This window comes from Acinetobacter sp. ANC_7654 (assembly GCF_056779855.1).
The window spans coordinates 20,338-38,629 of sequence record NZ_JBWYIR010000008.1 but is presented as its reverse complement, the minus strand read 5'-3'; the positions used below and the strand labels follow the sequence as shown (position 1 = coordinate 38,629).

11 protein-coding genes are annotated in these 18,292 nt (G+C 39.4%); 4 read left to right on the top strand and 7 right to left on the bottom strand.

Annotation, left to right across the window (positions count from 1 at the left end; all coding sequences use genetic code 11):
- Window positions 1-4: 4 nt before the first annotated feature.
- The 6 genes from hisIE to AC1M86_RS09745 all read right to left on the bottom strand — a co-directional run bounded on the left by hisIE (window position 5) and on the right by AC1M86_RS09745 (window position 6,217).
- Entirely contained in the window at window positions 5-787 is a 783-nt protein-coding gene (gene hisIE / locus AC1M86_RS09770) for a bifunctional phosphoribosyl-AMP cyclohydrolase/phosphoribosyl-ATP diphosphatase HisIE (protein ID WP_092767251.1), read from the bottom strand.
- Window positions 788-878: 91 nt separating this feature from the next.
- The gene (locus AC1M86_RS09765; RefSeq protein WP_481607860.1) at window positions 879-1,964 is read right to left on the bottom strand and encodes a patatin-like phospholipase family protein; all 1,086 of its coding nucleotides are present in this window, start codon (window positions 1,962-1,964) and stop codon (window positions 879-881) included.
- Window positions 1,965-2,022: 58 nt separating this feature from the next.
- Complete coding sequence (locus tag AC1M86_RS09760; RefSeq protein ID WP_481607859.1) at window positions 2,023-3,642, bottom strand: ABC1 kinase family protein; 1,620 nt, start codon at window positions 3,640-3,642, stop codon at window positions 2,023-2,025.
- Window positions 3,643-3,661: 19 nt separating this feature from the next.
- The gene (locus tag AC1M86_RS09755; protein ID WP_481607858.1) at window positions 3,662-4,318 is read right to left on the bottom strand and encodes a ubiquinone biosynthesis accessory factor UbiJ; all 657 of its coding nucleotides are present in this window, start codon (window positions 4,316-4,318) and stop codon (window positions 3,662-3,664) included.
- 19 nt (window positions 4,319-4,337) lie between these two features.
- On the bottom strand, window positions 4,338-5,282 hold the full coding sequence (gene ubiE, locus AC1M86_RS09750) for a bifunctional demethylmenaquinone methyltransferase/2-methoxy-6-polyprenyl-1,4-benzoquinol methylase UbiE (RefSeq protein ID WP_035264034.1): 945 nt from the start codon (window positions 5,280-5,282) through the stop codon (window positions 4,338-4,340).
- Between the two features lie 224 nt (window positions 5,283-5,506).
- The gene (locus tag AC1M86_RS09745; protein ID WP_481597479.1) at window positions 5,507-6,217 is read right to left on the bottom strand and encodes a DUF8198 family protein; all 711 of its coding nucleotides are present in this window, start codon (window positions 6,215-6,217) and stop codon (window positions 5,507-5,509) included.
- A gap of 193 nt (window positions 6,218-6,410) precedes the next feature.
- Here AC1M86_RS09745 and pap point away from each other — a divergent pair, with 193 nt between their 5' ends.
- Entirely contained in the window at window positions 6,411-7,865 is a 1,455-nt protein-coding gene (gene pap / locus AC1M86_RS09740; RefSeq protein ID WP_481607857.1) for a polyphosphate:AMP phosphotransferase, read from the top strand.
- Between the two features lie 64 nt (window positions 7,866-7,929).
- Here pap and AC1M86_RS09735 read toward each other — a convergent pair whose 3' ends face one another.
- On the bottom strand, window positions 7,930-8,442 hold the full coding sequence (locus tag AC1M86_RS09735; RefSeq protein ID WP_035264037.1) for a hypothetical protein: 513 nt from the start codon (window positions 8,440-8,442) through the stop codon (window positions 7,930-7,932).
- A gap of 187 nt (window positions 8,443-8,629) precedes the next feature.
- Between AC1M86_RS09735 and AC1M86_RS09730 the strand changes: the two genes are divergently transcribed.
- The 3 genes from AC1M86_RS09730 (at window position 8,630) to recD (ending at window position 17,871) form a co-directional block, all read left to right on the top strand.
- Entirely contained in the window at window positions 8,630-12,298 is a 3,669-nt protein-coding gene (locus tag AC1M86_RS09730; protein ID WP_481607856.1) for an exodeoxyribonuclease V subunit gamma, read from the top strand.
- Window positions 12,295-16,014 carry a UvrD-helicase domain-containing protein gene (locus tag AC1M86_RS09725; protein ID WP_481607855.1) on the top strand — a complete coding sequence of 1,240 codons (3,720 nt, stop codon included), beginning with the start codon at window positions 12,295-12,297 and terminating at the stop codon, window positions 16,012-16,014. Before AC1M86_RS09730 ends, AC1M86_RS09725 begins: the two co-directional genes overlap by 4 nt.
- Before the next feature lie 87 nt (window positions 16,015-16,101).
- Entirely contained in the window at window positions 16,102-17,871 is a 1,770-nt protein-coding gene (recD, locus tag AC1M86_RS09720; protein ID WP_481607854.1) for an exodeoxyribonuclease V subunit alpha, read from the top strand.
- The last annotated feature ends 421 nt before the right edge of the window (window positions 17,872-18,292 follow it).

The window sequence follows — 18,292 nt, the reverse complement described above, 5'->3', positions numbered from 1 at the left end:
TAAATTAATGCGTGCGATTCGCTTTTTCAACAAGTCCTGACAGACCCTGACGTCGTGCAAGCTCATTTAAAACGAGTTGAATATCAAGATCGAAGTAACCCAGCATGACTATGGTATGGAACCAAACATCAGCAACTTCATAAATTAAATCATTTTGGTGATCCAGTGTCGCTTCTTGTTTGAAATCTTTAGCAGCAATTACCGTTTCAAAACTTTCTTCACCAATTTTTTCTAGTATTTTATTGAGACCTTTATGATAAAGCTTTGCCACATAAGAAGAGTCAGGATCTGCAGATTTACGTTCTGCCATCATTTGACCAAGATAATGTAATACATCGACTTGCTCAGCTTGAGCTGTTGATGCATTCATTACTTTACTATGCGCATTCTCAGACTTTTCGCCATAAATTTGGTTCGGATCTTTCAATTGAGCGTCTACAATTTCCCAACCGTTTGATGTTAAGCGGCGATAAAAACATGATTCACGTCCCGTATGGCAAGCAATGCCACCATGTTGCTCAATTTGAAGAACGATCACATCAGCATCACAATCTAAACGAATTTCATGCACAGTTTGGAAGTGACCTGATTCTTCGCCTTTATGCCACAATTTGCTGCGTGAACGAGAGTAGTAAACAGCTTGATTTTTTTCTGCTGTAAGTGCCAAAGACTCACGATTCATCCAAGCCACCATCAACACTCGACCTGTTTGATGATGCTGAGCAATGGCAGGGATTAAACCTTGTTCGTTAAATTTTACTTCATCGAGCCATTGCGTATTGTTCATAAGGATTTCACCAGAATTAAATGAGACACTACAAAATTGTAGGTCATTAGTTTAAGCGAATAAATCTTTGTAGGGGAGAGTAGAAATTAATTTATTTAAGATCTTGCATGTATTCTTCAAAGTTTTGCTTATGGATCATTTCTAGGAATGCATCCCCTAATCGTTGACTTTCAGCTACAGACTGTTTCCAAAGCTCGATTCGTTTTTTTTGATCAAGCCCTTTCAGTTTGAAATCTTTGCGATCAGGAAGACGTCCTAAAGGAAGTGATCTTAAATAAGACTCAGAGGGTGAAATCAATACGGTTCGTGCTTGATATTCAGCATTAGATCTACGTTTTTTGAGGAACTTATCGAACCAACCAGGTGTTATTTGATCTGTAAAATGAGGGTAGAGGACAATCCCATGACTCGGTAAAGGTAGATCAATATGATAATCGATTAGCCCGCCATCACGATAAGCAGCGACATCTGCACCTTCGATAATTCTGACCGCCGGCATCACAAATGGAATGGATGCAGATGCCATTAACCAATCTTCTAAATTTTTTTCAGTCAACGCATAATCAAGATGTTCGAATTCATTTTTGATGAGTGAAAGTCGTGAAGCGTTGTGTGGTTGGGCAATTGTACGTTGCATGAAGTGCCCAATTTTAGCTCTCGAAAAAGTATTGAAACCGATAATGCCAGCAACTGCACGGGCAAGCATAAGAGGATGATCACTTTGAAATTTCTTTGATGACTTTACTGACAAAATAGCCAAATGGTAGTCGGGATGATCAATAATTTGATTGGTTTTACCTTGAAGGAGGGTTTTAAGCATGCCGCGACAGACGTCTCCAACTTCAATAATATTCATCTTAGGTCGAAATTCAAGATGGATATATAAGTCTGCTAATTTGGATGTGCCTGCTTGTGCACCATGCGCTGCAATACTTGCAAAACGCCAACTCCCAATGGATGAGCCTATTAAAGTTCGCTTTTTCGGTGCTTGAGCAAAGAACTCACCAAAAACAGCTTGGTCCAATCCTTGAATTCCAATACCTTTGGGACCACCTGCTGCTCCAGGAACAAAATCAACCGCACTGGCTTGTAGACCTTGTTCTTGAATGATCTGTTTTGCTTTATAACCTACATGAATATTCAAGCAAGGTTGAGTGGTCTTGAGGATCTGTATCATAAGCAATTCAGCGACTAAAACCTATTGAAGTAGTAAGTTTTGACATGAGATAGTGAACTTATTTCACCATACGCCACATAGCAATGAAGGATGCCAACACAATTAAAATCATGGAGATGAACCATGGTGCAATCACAGCGATTGAGAGCAAAATTGCGATTACACTTCCGAAAATCCAACTACGCTTTTGCTGATGTTCCATTTGCAAGCGCAGCGTTTGAAGTTCATTCAATTGTTTAGCATGCCATGCAGACTGATTTTTTAAACCGTTAAGACTGTCAATCAGTAAAGTTGGTAAATCCTGAGCACCTAATAATAAGTCGGGAATTTTTTGTCCTAATTCTTTAATATTTTTTTGAGGATTCATTTGGGCTTTAACCCAATCCGTTAGAATTGGCTTTGCTAACTTCCAAATATCTAATTCAGGATAAAGGTCTGTACCTAAGCCTTCAACATGTACTAAGGTTTTAAGCAATAACATCAGTTGTGGTGGAATTTCTAGATGAAAACGTCGAGCGATGTCCATCACTTGGATCAATATGCCTGCGAAATCTAACTCATGCATCGGTTTCGAAACCATAGGTCCTACTGTACGACGCATTTCACGTGCTAAAGCATCTTGATCCGTGCCTGGTGGAATCCAACCTGCTTGATGCACAATCTGAATCAATTGCATGAAATCACTGTTCATGACTGCCAGCAACATACGTGCTATCGTCATTTGATCGTGCTTGGAAAGCTCGCCCATGATGGCGCAATCGAGCGCAATAAATCTTGGATTTTGCGGATTAATCGTTTCTACGAAAACATTACCCGGATGCATATCTGCATGGAAAAAATTATCGCGAAACACTTGAGTAAAGAAGATTGTTAAGCCTTTTTCTGCTAAGTCTGCACGATTCATTCCTAAACGATCAAAGGTCGCAGTATCTGATATAGGCACACCGGTGATGCGCTCTGCGACCATCACATCCAGACTATCCATATACACTTCAGGCACATACATCATGCTTGAGCCAGTAAAATAATGGCGCATACGTCGTGTATTTTCGGCTTCAAGAGTCAAGTCGAGTTCATTTAAAATGATTTGACGATAATCTTGAATAATTTCTGATAGATGTAAAGCACGGGCAGCTTCTAGCCTTTTTTCTAAATAGTGACCAAGCCATTCTAAAATTTCAAAATCTTGAATAATTTGAGCACGTATATTGGGGCGAGTTACTTTCACGACAACTTCACGACCATTGTGAAGAGCAGCGGTATGTACTTGAGCAATTGAAGCAGCAGCTAGCGGCTTATCATCGAAGCGCGCAAATAATGTGGAAACATCTGCTTTAAGCGAATCTTGAATTCTTTGCTTAGCCACTCCAAGATCGAAAGGTTTAACACGATCTTGTAATAACACCAATTGTTGTAATATTTCTGGTGGAATTAGATCGCGACGCGTAGAGAGGAGCTGCCCTAATTTAATTGCGAGTGGCCCCATTTCTTCTAAAGCTTCTTTAAGCTTTAAAGGATTTTTACGTTCTCGACTAGAAAGTGCAGCAGGATGCAAACGTATAAGATTCAGTAGGGGGCGAACCTTTGCAGGAATATCTTCCGCAGGAACCAACGTGTCGAGTCTATAGTGCGCAGCTATACGCCAAAGTTCGATTAAACGTCTAATGTGCGGAATCATATATGCAATTACCTGAAATCTACGAAGGGTTAAATTTTGATTTTAAAAGCTGAATTTTTGCTTCTAGTCGATCAATATCTTGATTAAGCTGGCGAGTTCCGTGGAGAAGATCGTCCATTTGCCAACGTGGTGCGAATAGTCCGGTATCTTCTTTTAAAAAGTCTTCCGCAAAAAAAAGATGAGATTGAAGTGACTTAATTAAATGTTGTGGTGCTAATTGAACCTTGCCGATTTGACTTGCAAGATTAGGTCCGATCCAATCACTCAATTGCGAAGCGAGGTCTGGCTCAGCATTTTGTATAATTTTTTGAATGTCTTGCAGAAGGTGATAGTCACCTTGAACGGGGATATTGCCAATGTCATCTGCTAGAAATAGTTTGCACAAGTCGACCACATTATTAACATGCAATGTGGAATCTGCTTCAGTAATCGTGTGAGCTTGCTCCCAAGGCCGCTGTTCGAAAATAGAGGGTTGAGTGCTATGACCTGTTACTGTTGGTTCTAAACGAACTTTATTTTCATCAAAAAACACATCAACGGAAAGCTGTGGTGTATCAATCACAACACGAAGGATTTTCCCTTGTAACTGGTTAAATTGGATACGAGTAATCGCATCCAAATTAATCCAATGATGTATGGTTTTTTCAACTGCACCCAGTGCTAAGATTGACCACATGACGAAGTGCTACCTGCGGTTAGAGTTTAAAACCACGGTGAACTGCAACAATACCACCTGTTAAATTGTGATAATCGCAGTTTTGGAAGCCCGCATTTTCCATCATGCTTTTCAATGTGCGTTGATCTGGGTGCATACGAATTGATTCAGCAAGATATTTATAGCTTTCAGCATCATTTGCCACAATTTTACCCATGATTGGTAAAGCAGTGAATGAGTACAAATCATAGAGTTTTGAGAAAGGCTCAAACACTGGTTTTGAAAACTCTAATACAAGTAAGCGACCACCTGGTTTAAGTACACGATACATTGCTGCAAGCGCTGCATCTTTGTCTGTTACATTACGTAGACCAAAACTGATGGTGAGTAAATCAAAACTGTTGTCTTCGAAAGGCTCGAGGGTTTCAGCATTCGCCAGTACAAAATCAACGTTGGTACAACCCGCGTCGATCAGACGGTCGCGACCTACATTCAGCATGGATTCATTAATATCAGATAATACAACATGCCCAGTAGGACCAACTTCACGGCTAAATACTTTCGCTAAATCACCAGTACCACCAGCGATATCTAAAACGCGTTGCCCACGGCGAACGCCAGACATATTAATGGCAAAACGTTTCCACAAACGATGAATACCAAATGACATTAAGTCATTCATAATGTCGTATTTCGCGGCAACTGAATGGAAAACTTCAGCGACTTTTTGCGCTTTCTCTTCAGAATTTACGGTTTTATAACCGAAGTGTGTCGTTGGTCCAACGTTTCCAGTATTCGCACCACGTGGCAAATTATATTTCGGCACTGAAGAATGTACTGGCGTATCTGTCAGTTGCTCTTGTAGCGATTGTTGCTGACCTTGAGGTGCGCCAGTTGGTAATGGATCTGTTAAAAAAGGACTCACGTTGTCTTTATTATTTGCCGGCTCAACCTGAGCATGAGGCTGTTGATTTTCATTAGACATTCGAGTCACTCCTGAACACAAATAATATTAAATCTGAATTAAACTGCATAATGACAGATTCTTCAGTTTTTTTCAGTCTAGATTATGCAATTGATATGAATAATATACAGAATTAAAGCGAAGTTTCATCCATGAAATGAGAAGATGTTCTTTTATTTTCGATATTCTGACCAGACGCTTTTACGCTTTTTTGGCTGATCAGAATCTTGGCTGATGAATTTTAATTAAGCGATTTGGAAGGGATTTTCTTTCCCTGTGTGGACATTATTTACAATGATTCGCTCTTTTTCAGTAAAACTCCGAATGAAGGTGGCAGCCGATTTCATTGGTTTCATAGCGACAAAGCCTTCACCAATAAAGTCATACATCAGTTCAAAATTATATTTGCTTGCTGCACCTTTACACATTTTAAACGCTGTGTGCATGATGAATGAACGCATGTATTTGTCCAGACTCAGACCGAGCTCATCCAACAGATTGAGTTGTTCATGGCGCGCTTGCTCTTGATCTAAAGCCACTAGAGTTTCACGCATCATTTCATCAGTAATGGGTTGGTCTTTTGGATAATGTTGGAGTAAATACTGTGCAACTTGTTCATCCAATTGCATTGCCAAGACCGCTAGTCCTACAGACTTTAATCCGGTTTTAATGGCATTTTCTGGAATGATTTTTTCAGCTTTGTGTGCGTATTTTAGTAAACGTTCGATTTGCAATGCTAGGTCATCAAATTCTGGGCCACCATAAAGACGGTTAATAAAATATTGAGCCATCAGCTTATTTTTATCTTCAGCGAATAACTCAGCATGTGTGTGAAGTATGCGCTGTTTTAGCCAATTTTGAGCATCATTTAACCTTTGTTTAAGTGCCGGATCCTGATGATAATTGAGTTGTTTGTATTGTTCTAAAAGTTGATCTAATGCAGCAAGTTTGGACATGTTCTAGCTCAATTAAAAGGACTGAAAAAAGCATAATAGGTTGGATTGCGCTCGACTATGACTGTTGAAATCTAAAATAAAACCTTTCAGGTCAGTCATGGATGAAGACAATTGCAATAAATTGTACCTGAAGATTTAAGTTGATACTGTTCCTTGCGTATACTGTCGAAAATACAATAATTTTGAGTGGGCTATGTCTGAACCAAAACAACAATTTGATAAAAATACTGATCAACCCGAAGATAAGAACAAAATATTTGATGCAGATCAGATCAATTTAGACTTAATTGAAGCGCAATATGCTCTCAAAGATACACGTGGTAAGAAAAATGCCAAAAGCTTAGTGGTGTTGGTAAGTGGCATTGAGTTAGCAGGTAAAGGAGAATCGGTTAAGCAATTAAGAGAATGGGTTGATCCACGATATTTGAAAGTCAAAGCTGACCCTCCTCACCTTATTCAGCCGAATATCCCATATTGGCAACCTTATGCACGTTATATTCCTGCTGAAGGACAAATGATCGTCATGTTTGGAAATTGGTATAGTGATCTTTTAGCCACATCCTTACATGTTTCAAAACCATTTGATGAAACCATGTTCGAAAATTATTTGCAGCAAATGCAAAGCTTTGAGCAGGATTTAAAAAATAATCATGTTGATGTCGTGAAAGTTTGGTTTGATTTATCGTGGAAATCATTACAGAAGCGTTTAGATAAAATTGAACCTTCGGAGCAGCGTTGGCATAAATTGCATGGGCTGGATTGGCGCAATAAAAAACAATATGAAAATGTACAACGATTGCGTCAAAAATTTACCCAAGACTGGGTCATTATCGATTGTGAAGATGAAGTATGTCGTGATCAGAAATTCGCAGAAGTTGTATTAGCGCGACTGAAAGATTTGCCAAATCATCCTCAAAAAATGCGCCAAAAATGGCATCAAGCGGATATCCCAGAAATTTTAACGTCCCCCAATGAAGCAGTACTTGAAAAAGATCAGTATAAGGCTGAACTCAAGAAACTGACCAAGAAGGTCGCTGAAGCATTACGCGCAGAAGGACAAAAAACGGTGATCGTTTTTGAGGGGATGGATGCCGCAGGTAAAGGTGGTGCGATCAAGCGTATTGTGAAAAAGCTCGATCCAAGAGAATATGGAATTTATAACATTTCTGCGCCCGAAAAGTATGAATTGGCGCGGCCTTATCTCTGGCGTTTTTGGAATAAACTGCTTGAAGATGAAAAAATCTCGATTTTCGATCGCTCTTGGTATGGTCGTGTATTGGTGGAAAGAGTTGAAGGTTTTGCAACGGATGTGGAGTGGAAACGTGCATATGATGAGATTAATCGCTTTGAAAAAGATCTAGTAGATACGCAAACAGTCGTTATTAAGTTTTGGTTGGCCATCAGTCAAGAAGAGCAAGCCAATCGTTTCAAAGCACGAGAGGAAACACCGCATAAGCGTTTTAAAATTACGGCTGAAGATTGGCGTAATCGCAAACGTTGGGATGATTATTTATTGGCTGCAGCAGACATGCTCCACCGAACACATACCGAAGATGCGCCGTGGTATATCATTGCTACCAATGATAAATATACTGCACGCCTTGAAATTTTGAAGGCAATTTTGAAACAATTAAAAGTAGATGTTTAGAGCTGGTGAGAGGTATAAATAAAGCCCTTACAGGGCTTTATTTATACGTATAAGGTTTTATGGGTTAAGCGTATTTCACAACATTTGCTTGTTGTTTTTGTTGAATGCTTTTGGCAAGTTTATAGCTTTCTTCAACATGAGCCTCAGCCACTTTTTTCATGACAATATAACCCAAGCTAGCTGCAATAATTGAACCGCCCAATGGAATAAACTTAGTCACTTGCTTGGTCAACACTTTGGCTGCCATATTGTTCAGCGAAGCTTTAGCGGCAGTACGAGCCACGACTAGACCAGAAAACTCGAAACCGCGTTTGCGTAGTTCGTTCCAATGGATTTTTTTGGTTTGAGGATCAAAAACGCTGATTTGTTCAGGAGCTAAGCCAAAGCGAGCATTAATTTCTGGAATTAAAATTGACAACATACCTACGTCAATCACAACATCTAAAAAGGGCACAGGAATGACAGCAACACCTGCTGAAACATAAGAGCGTTTTTTGACGAGTTCAAGACATTCATCTCGAATTTGTTCTAAATTTAAATTTGGGTCGATTGTTTCTGGAATTTTATCAATTTTCATTTATTTATCACCTAATCAAAGTCTATGGTTCTCGATCCATCACATGATGAACATAGCGCGAGATGAAAGTTTTATTAAAGTCATAAAGTAAAAGTGACATAGTCAGATTAAGATGTATAGTAATTTATGTTTATGATTTTGTTCACACAACTTCATAACGTGTTCGTCGTATGGTGAAAGGGACCTTATGGGAATTCATGTAATTCAAAGTCAGCGCATTGAAGTTTTGGTACAAGGCATCATCACAACTCAAAAGCGTCCCACGAACAACCCATTTGCAGTCCTACAGCAACAACATTTTGTGGTGCCTTCTGCGGCAATGCAAGAGTGGTTAACCCAACGGTTATCTGAGCACCAAGGCATCAGTGCAAATACATTTTTCCATCAACGTATTCGTGGCTTTCAATGGTATGCCTACCAGCAAATTTTGAGTGACAAAGATAAAGTACGTAAAGCGAATATTCCACGTCTGATTATGAAGTGGCGTATTTTCCAAGCACTCAAACCTTTTATACAGCGTGCGCATAATCAGCTTGAGGTTGAACATCCTTTATTCCCATTAATCACACGTATCTATGACAGCGCAGCACGTATTGAACAGTCAAATGAACAATATCGAAAAAAAATGAGCATGTTGTATTGGGTGTCTGATCAAGTGTCAAAGTTGTTCAGCAATTACATGATTTATCGAGCAGATTGTCGCCGAGCATGTGAATATGATTGTCGTTGTCCTGAAAATTGGATTCAGGTATGGGGGCGTAATGAAGCACTCAATATTGAACAACAATTACAATATTTAAACGATCAAGATTCCAGTTTTAAATTTTCGCAGGCACAACAATTAGAGGCTTGGCAACGTTGGTTATGGCTCAATATTTTTCATGAAGACTTTGTTGAAATGCAAAGTATTGATCATGATTTTTGGGGTGTACTTCGTGATGAACAGCAACAGAAAATAGCCCTCAAAAAACTACCACAGCAACTGATCGTTTTTACACTCTTGGATTTACCACCAAGTCAATTACAGTTTTTGCGCCGTTTGGGTCAGTACATTGATGTGTTGATTTTGCATTACAATCCCTCACAAGAATATTGGGCGGATAGTGTCGATCCGAATTGGAAAAAACAATATGACTTAAAGCTCAAAGAGCGATATATCGAAAAGTTTCAGCAAAAGCATCAAAGAAAACCAGCTGATAATGAAGTTGAGCAGTTTTTTGAGAATTTTAGTCTGAGCTTTAATGGGCTGGCACGTGAGTCCAGACATCCCTTATTAACACGAATGGGAAAGCAGGCACGTGATCACTTTTCTCTGTTGTCTAACCTTTCCTCGGGTGATGAGGGGCAATGGATAGATGCTTTTGTGGATGAAGCACCGCAGCATTTACTGAGCCAATTGCAATCAGATATTTTACATTTGGTTGAACCTCAAGCTCAAAGTTATGTATTAGATCCAGCAGACGATTCAATCCACATTCATGTTTGTCATTCCGCTGTACGACAGCTTGAAGTCTTAAAAGATCAATTGACCCGATGGCTTGCTCAGTCAACAGCAGAAGCACCACGCCGTCCGAGTGATATTTTAGTTCTTGCGCCTGATCTGAAGCAAATTGAGCCTTTGATACGGAGTGTGTTTCCGCAAAAAAATACTGCAACAGGTGTTTATCTGCCAGTAAAGCTAGCTGGTATCACGCAGTTAGATACAGTATTGGCATGGCGTTCAGTGTTAGGGCGAATTGAACTGATACAAAGTCGATTTACCATTGATGATTTTGCTGATTGGTTGAACTTAGCAGCGACCCAGGTGAGATATTGCTTAGACATTAACGGGGCTGAGCGCATCTTATCGTTGTTGAGACAAGCGGGATTTCGACGAGGTTTGGATGAGCAACATTTGCAAAAAACATTGGCGGAGTATGATCAAGACTATCGGTTCAGTTTTAAGTATGCCTTAGATCGTTTGGCGCTGGGTGTGGCTGTTCCAGTTCATGCGATGTTTCAGGAGACCTTAAGTTCTCATGTAGTGGACTCGGGTGATTTTCACTTAATTGCCACGCTCATTGAAATATATAAGCACTTTGTAGAGCGTCGAGATTGGCTCACGACGATTGAAATCGAAAATGATCAAGAGACGTCAGAGCATGTTGAATTTTGGCTCAATCGTTTAATTTTAGAAGTTAATGAGTTTGAAAGCGCTGGTGTAAGCTCGTTAGAGATGATTAAAGAGATTATTCAAAAGCAAATAAGAATGCTAACGCTAGCAAATTTCTATGAAGAACATGATCAAGCCATTCTTAAAAACATACGTTTGCCTTTGAGCTATATTCTGACTGAAATCCAAAGCACCCTTGAATCGCAACTTGATTATGCATTGCCAACTGGACAAATTACATTTAGTCAAATTGGTTTGATTCGGCCAATACCGTATAAGTTAATTGTCATGATGAATTTAGATGGCGGGAAGTTTCCAAATCGGGAGAGCCATTTACCTTTTGATTTAATGGATTTACTCAAGCCAATGATTGGTGATCGATCACGTTTAGATGATGATCAAGGTGCTTTTTTAGACGCTTTGTTATTGGCCAAAGATAATCTCTGGCTATTCTATAATGGTTTTGATGTAGCCGATGGTGAAGTGCGAGATCCATCAAGTAGTGTTCAGGAATTGCTCCAACATCTCGCGTGGATCATAAAAACATCAGATCAATCTTCCTCGAATCCTCTCATTGATATAGATGGCATTCAAGTTCATCAAAATTTGAGCACACTCTATACGGTGCATCCTTTGCAACCCTTTGATCCTGATGCTTTTCAGCAACAGCATCAGCGCTATGACGATGAATGGTATGCCGTGGCTTCTAACCTCAATCGTCAGGATCAACGTGGTCATAGAGAGGCTTGGATTAATACCACGCTTGAATTGAATCAGGACATCATGGTCTTGGATGCTGAACAATGGATCAAAGATATCTGTTTTCCTGCGCGTGTTTATTTAAAAACCTTAGGCGTATCTAATCTAAAGGATCAGGATTTACCTGAGGTGAATGAGCCGTTGTTATTAGATGGATTGGCGCGATACTCTATTCGTGACTTTTTACAACAGCAGCCAAATGTTTCGAAGCTTCAGACTGAATTACTCAGTGACCAACTTCCTGTCGGCAAATTACAAGAAGTCAGTTTGAAAATGAGTCTGTTAGAACATCAACAGTTATTAAAAAGGCAAATGTACTATATTGATGATCCGACCAAAATCACTCAGCGCGTCATAGCAATAGATGATATACAGCTTCAAGTGACCGTTCCTCAAGGGAATGAGATGAGCTGGGTGAGTGTTTCAACATCCAGTGCACGCGCACAACGACGAGCACATGTATGGTTAGAATACTTACTTTGGTTAAGTTATCGAGACTTACCAGATCACCTTGCAACTGAAATGCAGCGCATCCAAATCTTTAGCGATAAAACCATCATGTGTACTGGCCTGACGACGAAACAAGCTCAGGATATGCTTTCCCAATGGATTCAGGCATATAAACAAGCTCAGATAGAGCCTCTCGTTTTACCTGCAGCATTGCTGATGAAACTTGCAGTAGATGGAAAAGCATTAGAATGGGTCACTGATGAAGAGGGTCATCAGCAGTTAAATAACTTCGATAAGCTATTAAATGAATGGAATAAAAGCGATGCCTTTCTGAGTTATAGTTTAAATGACAGTGAAGAAAGTCATTTGCACCGAGATTGGCAGTATATTTTACAGGATTTAGATGCTGAGTACCTATTAAAACAAGCGTGTGGTCAGTTTGCTTATGTCTTATATCAGCCGATATATATGTATCAATCGGAGGCTGAAATATGAGTCAAAAGCCCACAGTCTCGTATCAGCCAATTGTGGATATGCATTTCACTGGATTGCATTGGATTGAGGCTTCTGCGGGGACTGGAAAAACGTATACGCTCTCCAGCCTCATGGTCAGAATTCTATTAGAAGAATATTTACCAAAGCAGATTATTGCGACGACATTTACACGCAAAGCAGCGGCTGAATTGAAAAGTCGAATTCGTGCACGTTTAATCGAGGTACTTGGACTTTTAGAGTCATGTCGTGGGTTAACTCAAGATCAAGTTCAGGCGCGTGCCAAATTAGAATCAGATATTTTATATCAAGTGATTTTAAATCAATTTTCTGGCTTGATTGCACATGCATGTGCACGTTTAAAATTGGTGATAGATCAGCTTGAAGAACTCTTTGTTGGGACCTTAGATAGCTTTAGCCAAAAGCTTCTTCGTGAATTTGCATTTGAGAGCGGTAAAATTGAACGAATGCAAATCACCAATGATGCAAAACAATATACGGTTCAGTTAATTCATGATGAATTACGGGCATGGATTCAACAGCAGCCTCAATCAACTGTAGATTATTTGCTGCTTAAGAAAAAAATTAAGTCACAAGATGCTTATATCGATTTAATTGAAACGAGTTTGAATTTTTCCTCTGCTTATTTCAAAGCAGTGCCAGCGCCGACCATAGATGTAGACGCTTTCAGAACTCATGCAGAGCGCTTCATACAGATCGAGCTTGAAACGCTAGATTCATTAATAGACTTTTATGATCCTGAAGGGCAGTATTATGCTGTAGTCGCAAAGAAGTGGCGCGATCAAGATAAATTAAAAATTACACTCACGCAGTTGTTGCCTGAATTCCTTGATCAAGTTAAATCCCAAGGCATTGAAGTCATTTTTGCGTCGCATCTCAGCACTCATCTTAGTCAGTTGAATGAATTGAGAAAAAAAGTTCTCAATAAATGTCCCGTCGATGTTTTGGCGGCATTTGAGCAACATCCTATTATTGTTGAACTTGCTGAGTTTTTTAAACACTTTGATAAGCTCAACCAACAACTCGAGCATTTGGAGAGTTATTTACAATATTATTTAGCGCAGCAAGTAAAACAACGTCTGCCAGAATTGCTACAGCAAAAATCCGAAACCACATTTTCACAGCAAATTCGAACTTTGGCCGAAGCACTGCAGGGAGCGCAAGGTCAGGAGTTTGCAAAGTACGTTCACGCGCGTTACCCACTTATTTTAGTGGATGAGTTTCAGGATACCAACCAAGATCAAGATGATATGTTGGCGCAGATTTGGAGACATCCAAGTCGTGTGAAGCAGGGTTGTATGATTATGGTGGGAGACCGTAAGCAAGCGATCTACGGTTTCCGCGGTGGAGACATGCTCACGTTCCTAAAAGCATATCAAGATGTTGAAACTAAAGCAGGGCGTTTTTACCAACTTGTGCATAATCATCGCTCAGTGAAACCATTGGTCGAAGTCGTCGATGCATTGTTTCAACAACAAATGGATTTTGGTGAACAAGTTGAATATACGCCTGTTACAGCAGGTACTCGACCGCATCCAGGATTGATCCAATCCGGTTTAGAAAATTATGCTCCGCTTCGTTGGGTTCAAGTAAATGATAAGGAACACGAGTTAGAGCAGGTTGCTTGGAAGATACTGGATTTGCTCAATCAGGCTGCCCAAAGTCAGCTATATTTCGAAAAGCAGGGGCAACGTATTGAGCTTCAGGCAGATGATATCGCTGTTTTGTCTCGTAACAATCCTGATTTAGATAAAGTTCATCATCACTTATTGATGTTAGGCATTCCTGTAAATCGACCTTCACGAAAAAGTGTCTTCAAAAGTGGAATTGCTCGAGATGTTGGTGCAATTTTGACAGCCATCATGAATCCATTTGATGAAGCTAAATTAAAGAGAGCTTTACTTACACGATTGATGGGTTTTAATTTACATCGTTTTTTGCAACTTCAAATTCAAGCAGATGGCTTAAGTTTATTTATCACGAAATTTGAAGAAATTCGTGAAATGTGGATGGGCCAAGGCTTTTTAACAGCATGGCAAAGTTTCCTCACAGAATTCAAAGTTTGGACAAACTTGGTTGAGCAATTCAGCTATGACAATGAACGCGAAGTGGTCAATCTACGACACATTTCAGAGTTGTTGAGCCAAAACAGTGATGAGTTAAGAGGTATGCATACCCTTTATCATTGGTATATGCGGCAGCTTTCAAATCCGATGGAAAGAGAGTGGGAAATTGAAAGACAGTTGAGTAATCAAGCGGGCGTTCACCTTTTAACTATTCACCAATCTAAAGGATTGGAGTTTAAGATTGTATTCTTGCTTGGCGCAGATCGTAAACTGTCAGATCGAAGCGAACTTAACTTTTCAATTCGTGAAGTGCAGGATCATGGAACTGGAAAGTCCGTCGCACAACGTGTCGTGGCGTTAAAGCGTGAAGAATTATTGGAACCATTAGAGGTTGAGCAACATGACCAACGTGCTTTGGCAGAGCATCGACGATTATGGTATGTGGCCTTAACTCGAGCACAACACCGCGTTTATTCAATGATGAGTGATCAAAAAGGGCAATCTATTTATGGTTTGGCGTTTTGGCGTGGTCATGGTGCGAACCAATTTCAGCATGCTTTCAGTTTAGATGAGCCATGTTTAGAGCAATGCCCTGAGAAAGTAATCGCAAAAAAAGAACATCATACTGTTCAAATGATTGCGCAGAAATATCCTCAAGTTCATTTTTATCCTAGAGCCAAAACCAGTTTTAGTTATCTCGCACAACATTTGAGTCATCAACAAATTAAAGATCGTATGGCGGCTCAAGATATGATTGAACATCATGCGAGTGATGAGGTCAATGCTGTGACGCTCGTGACTCCATATCAATTTGAGGATTTGGATCATCAACAACCTTTGAGTTGGATTCGTGCTCATTTTCCGATGGGAACATTAGCTGGAAATTTCCTACATGAAATTTTTGAACATATCGATTTTCAAGATCGCCGAGATTGGACATTAGAAATTCGCCGCCGTTTTAAAAATGCCTATTCGAGTTTATGGGAGCAATTATTCGCTAAATTTCAATCAGATTTTCCTCAACATGATGATGCCGAGCAACATCTGTTAGAAATGATGGCTGAATGGTTAGCAGAGGTTTTAGAGACACCTATTCAACCTGAATTTCGACTCAAACAATTAGTACCTGAAGCACATTTGGCTGAATTTCCATTCTATTTGGCTTTAGCAGACCGAATATTTGGTATTCAGCGTATTCAGCAATTATTTTTAGAGTTTGGGCTTAATATGCCCGAATTCAATGCTGCAAATTCAGCACGTTACCTCAATGGTTCAATTGACTTGGTTTATTATGATGGGAAGCGCTATCACATTGCCGACTATAAGAGTAATTATCTCGGAAATCATGTGGAAGACTATTCAGCTCAAGCTATTCAGCTGAGCATGACGCATGCAAGTTATTGGCTACAAGCAGCCCTATATTTGGTGGCATTACATCGCTATTTAAGTATTCATATTGATGACTACAACATCGATCGAGATCTTGGTGGTGCCAGTTATTTATATTTACGTGGGATGAATGGCACTGACCAATATGGATTTAATTATTGGCGTCCTAGTTCAGAATTTATTCTAAGATTAGATGCAATATTGGGCTATTTTGCTGAGGATAAAAACAGCAAAATAGCATGAATATTTAAATGAATTTATTATTAATCATTAATTTATCTTGTGGATAATATTGATGATAAATGTGTAGATAACTATGAGGATAACTGTGTGGAAATTAACCAGAATGAAAAAGTTGATGTTCCTCAATGGGTAACAACTTGGGCTGAATATATCCTAAATCAGTATCTTTCATCAGATGATTTAAATGAACAATCCATTAACACCATTGAACAAGTTCTGATGGCATCTACTGTCGGCGATAGTTGTATTGATTTGAAAGGGGAGGTTATCCAAGATCTGAGTAAGTTGCTCGTGAGCGCAGAGCTTGCAGAACAACAGGTCGCGCCTTTTGTTTATGATCAGAACTATTTGTATTTATATCGCTATTGGCAATTAGAGCAGCGTTTAGCTCAACAAGTTTATCGTTTAAAGCAGCAAACGATAGTGCCTGTAGATTGCACAAAATATGAAAAATTATTAATCGATCCATTTCAAAAGCAAGCCTTAGAAATAGTATCAAGGCAAGCGCTGAGTATGATTACAGGTGGTCCGGGTACAGGGAAAACGTATACTCTAGCGCGTATTATTGCCGTATTAAATGAGTCGAATCATCAGTTAAGAATCGCAATGGCTGCACCGACAGGGAAAGCTGCACAGCGAATGAAAGAAGCATTGCAAAACTCATTAAATGACGATGCAATGCTCAATATGGGTTTGGATATTGCCCACTTAAAGCAGCAAAATACGTTAACGATTCACCGTCTTCTAGGTTTAGGGCATAGCGCTCAACCTAAATACAGTCTGAAAAAGCCATTACCCTATGATGTGGTGGTGATTGATGAAGCCTCAATGCTCGATCTCAATCTCGCGACGATGCTTTTTGAAGCAATTCCAGACCAATGTCGTTTGATCTTGTTAGGGGATGCACAGCAGTTGGCCTCGGTTGATGTGGGGATGGTATTGGCGGATTTACAACAAGTAAAAGCGCTTAATGACCATCACGTCAATTTAGTGACCAGTCGAAGATTCAAAGCAGGTGCAAAAATCGGTGATTTGGCAAGGTTCATCCAGTCACATCAATGCTCACCACAAAGCTCGAAAGTTGAGGTATTGGCTAAATTTGAGAAGGAGATTTGTAGAGCATCTGAAATCCAACAGATTAATTTAGCTGAGCTTCAAGAGGATCTTGTTCAACTAGAGTATTTGAATAAAGAATATTCAGATCAAGATTTAAAAGCCTATTACCTTAAATTAAGCTCGGGGTTTACGGATTACTTTAAAGCACTCAACCTTTATGTCAGAAATGGATATCAGCAGCAGGATGTGGCTGAAATTATCCAAAAATTTGATGATTATAGGATCTTAGCTGCAGTGAGACATGGACATTTGGGATTGAATCGTTTGAATGATGAAATTGAAAGGGAGCTATTTCAGCACATGCGGATATCACGACACGACCTTTGGTATATTGGTCGCCCTGTCATGATGACATATAACGATTATCAACTCGGGCTTTCTAATGGTGATATTGGGATATGTCTCAGACATCGCCAGTTTGCTGATCAATTTGAAGTATATTTTCCAAGTCTTGACCAATGGTTTCCAGCATCACGTTTACCAAAGTCAATGCAAACCTGTTATGCGCTGAGCATTCATAAGTCGCAAGGTTCTGAATTTAAACACACTGCAGTTGTATTAGATGAGTTTGCGTCACGTCTATTGAGCCAAGAATTATTGTATACCGCGATTACGAGGGCAAAAAAAGCAGTCAGTTTATTGGTGGATACTGATGCTTTATTTGAGGCAATAAACATTAAAACAATAAGAAAAACAGGTTTATTGAATAAATTAAACACTTTATTTATATCTAATATTTAACGATTGGTTGAAAATAGAAAACCTTTGTAGGAAATATCTTACAAGGATTCGAGAAATTGGCGCATAGAGCTTCGTACAATTTTTTGCGATGATTGCTTGCATAAAAGGTTCAACACGGAAAGTTGAGCAATATCGCATAATTACAATAATTTATAGTCGAGAGACTGCGAACTTACAATGATGTAAGTGATAAAAGAGGAAACTTACAGCCGCTAAGCCTTGTAGTTTTGGGAGAGACTACAGGGCTTTTTTATATACATATAAGATTAAATTGATTACATAATGTACGCAATTTCTTACATAAAGATCAGAAAACTGCGACTTGTGTTGCATAATGAATCTGGCAAAATAGTCATATAAGGAAATGAAACCTTAAGAACAAGGACCGTATTAATAATAAATGTGTGTGCAGCACTTACAA

Bases quoted from the DNA above. Each gene is read 5' to 3' on its own strand.
- AC1M86_RS09725 (WP_481607855.1), top strand. From the start codon at position 12,295: ATGAGTCAAAAGCCCACAGTCTCGTATCAGCCAATTGTGGATATGCAT.
- AC1M86_RS09755 (WP_481607858.1), bottom strand. From the start codon at position 4,318: ATGTGGTCAATCTTAGCACTGGGTGCAGTTGAAAAAACCATACATCAT.
- hisIE (WP_092767251.1), bottom strand. From the start codon at position 787: ATGAACAATACGCAATGGCTCGATGAAGTAAAATTTAACGAACAAGGT.
- AC1M86_RS09765 (WP_481607860.1), bottom strand. From the start codon at position 1,964: ATGATACAGATCCTCAAGACCACTCAACCTTGCTTGAATATTCATGTA.
- ubiE (WP_035264034.1), bottom strand. From the start codon at position 5,282: ATGTCTAATGAAAATCAACAGCCTCATGCTCAGGTTGAGCCGGCAAAT.
- AC1M86_RS09760 (WP_481607859.1), bottom strand. From the start codon at position 3,642: ATGATTCCGCACATTAGACGTTTAATCGAACTTTGGCGTATAGCTGCG.
- pap (WP_481607857.1), top strand. From the start codon at position 6,411: ATGTCTGAACCAAAACAACAATTTGATAAAAATACTGATCAACCCGAA.
- AC1M86_RS09730 (WP_481607856.1), top strand. From the start codon at position 8,630: ATGGGAATTCATGTAATTCAAAGTCAGCGCATTGAAGTTTTGGTACAA.
- AC1M86_RS09735 (WP_035264037.1), bottom strand. From the start codon at position 8,442: ATGAAAATTGATAAAATTCCAGAAACAATCGACCCAAATTTAAATTTA.
- AC1M86_RS09745 (WP_481597479.1), bottom strand. From the start codon at position 6,217: ATGTCCAAACTTGCTGCATTAGATCAACTTTTAGAACAATACAAACAA.